Origin of the sequence: Mycobacterium syngnathidarum, assembly GCF_001942625.1 — a bacterium.
In the GTDB taxonomy this organism is placed as follows: Bacteria; Actinomycetota; Actinomycetes; order Mycobacteriales; family Mycobacteriaceae; genus Mycobacterium; species Mycobacterium syngnathidarum.
Genome location: NZ_MLCL01000058.1, coordinates 1 through 1716, shown reverse-complemented (window position 1 = coordinate 1716; position 1716 = coordinate 1). Strand labels below are relative to the sequence as shown.

1 protein-coding gene is annotated in these 1716 nt (G+C 65.2%); it reads right to left on the bottom strand.

Annotated features, from left to right (window positions below; all coding sequences use genetic code 11):
- Positions 1 to 21 precede the first annotated feature (21 nt).
- Positions 22 to 1659 (bottom strand): IS1634 family transposase, encoded by a 1638-nt coding sequence (locus BKG60_RS14905; RefSeq protein ID WP_055110997.1) that lies wholly within the window; start codon positions 1657 to 1659, stop codon positions 22 to 24.
- Positions 1660 to 1716 lie beyond the last annotated feature (57 nt).

Here is a 1716-nt window from a genome sequence, read left to right as displayed (position 1 = left end):
ACCTGAGTTAGGACATTTGGCTTAGTGCCCCGGTTTTGGGATGCCGAGGGTGGTCAGGATTTCTTGTTGGGCTGCCAGGATTTGCGGTGGGAAGGTCTGGGTGGCGCCGTTGATGGCGATGGTCGCCGAGCGTAGCGGCCGCAGGGATTTGATGACTTTGGCGATGGCCAGGCCGCTGCGGTCCTGGACGTTGTGTGCGACGGCCAGGGCGGTGAACACGATGGTCAGGTGGGCTTCGATGGCGTCGCGGGTGCGGTGGAACATGGGCCGGGCACGAAGGTCGCTCTTGGACATGCGAAATGAGCGTTCGACGTGCCAGAGGTCGTGGTACTTCGCGATGATCTCGGCCGCGGGCATCATGGTGGCGGGGATGTTGGTGACGTAGCCCTTCAAGCCGACCAGTGATTGGGCGCGGGCCAGGCTGGCCTCGTCGAGGACGCGGTTGCCGGCGTGGGTGGTGACGAAGCGGGTGGACTTGGCGGCACGCTCCCCGTTGATGACGGCGCGGGCGCGGGTCTCCTGGGCGTAGAGGGTTTTCTGGTCGCGGCGTGCGCGTTTGGCCGAGTACGCCCAGACCGCACGCCAGGCGTTGGGGTGCTCGTCGGGATTCCAGGCCGGCTCACGCCGGTGCGCGGGATCATTGACGACGGATTTCGCGTGCCGGGGTGTGACGGTGTCGATGATCTGCCCGTCGGTGAAAACGTCACCGTTCCAATGGAAATGGGACGCCAGATCGATCGGGGCTTTCACACTCCGTGAGCCGACGATGAACCCGAGCCCGGCGTCGTCGAGTGCGGTCAGGTTGGTCGCTGACAGCATGCCGGCATCAGCGGCGATGACCATCGGGGCGTCACCGAGCTCGTGGCGGGATTGGAAGGCGTTGATGACCGGCACCAGGGTGGTGGTTTCGGCGGTGTTGCCCTCGAAACAGCCGACCTCCAACGGGAACCCGGTCCGATCCACGAGTAGACCGACGACGATCTGCGGATCGATGCGACGTTCCTTGGAGTAGCCGACCTTGCGCAGGTCGTCTTCGTTCTCGGCTTCGAAATACAAGGTGGTGACGTCGTACAACAGCAGGCTCAGCCCGCCTCGATCGGCGGCGTGGGTGAAGCACTTGCCGGCGATCACATCCCGGTAGTTGCCGGTGTTGACCTTGGCCAGGTGTCGTTGGATTGTCTTGTAGGACACGGTGTCTGCGCCCAGATCGGTCAAGACCCGGGCGGCATCGGCCTTGCTCGTCGGTTCGACCAGTCGGGCGATCACCAGATCCCGGAACACCGGATCATCGACGGCATTGAAACCCAGCCAGTCATACACCGCGGCGAGGGTGTCGTAGAGCAGTCGCGAACACGTCGCCGTGGTGCGTCCCGACGGCACCGCGGCGCCTTTGGGAGCACCAGCGGCGGGCAGGTTCAGCGTGCCGGCCCGCCAGTCGGCGACGTCATCGACGCGCTGGGTACGGGCAGTCACCTCGATGTCGAGGGCACCTTGATCGGCGGCGGCGATCCGGCGGCCCGCCTCGAGCAGGAGGCCCAGCTCGGCATCGGTATGCGCGGAACCGACATGCGCCAGAATCGTCCGCTGACCTCGATGTTTACGCACCACCTGCACCGCGACAGCGCCCGAGGCGGTGCGCACCTTCCGCACGTATGCCACCGCCAGAACCTACCCGCTTAGTGCCCCAAACGGGGCACTAAGCCGAGGAAACCTGCA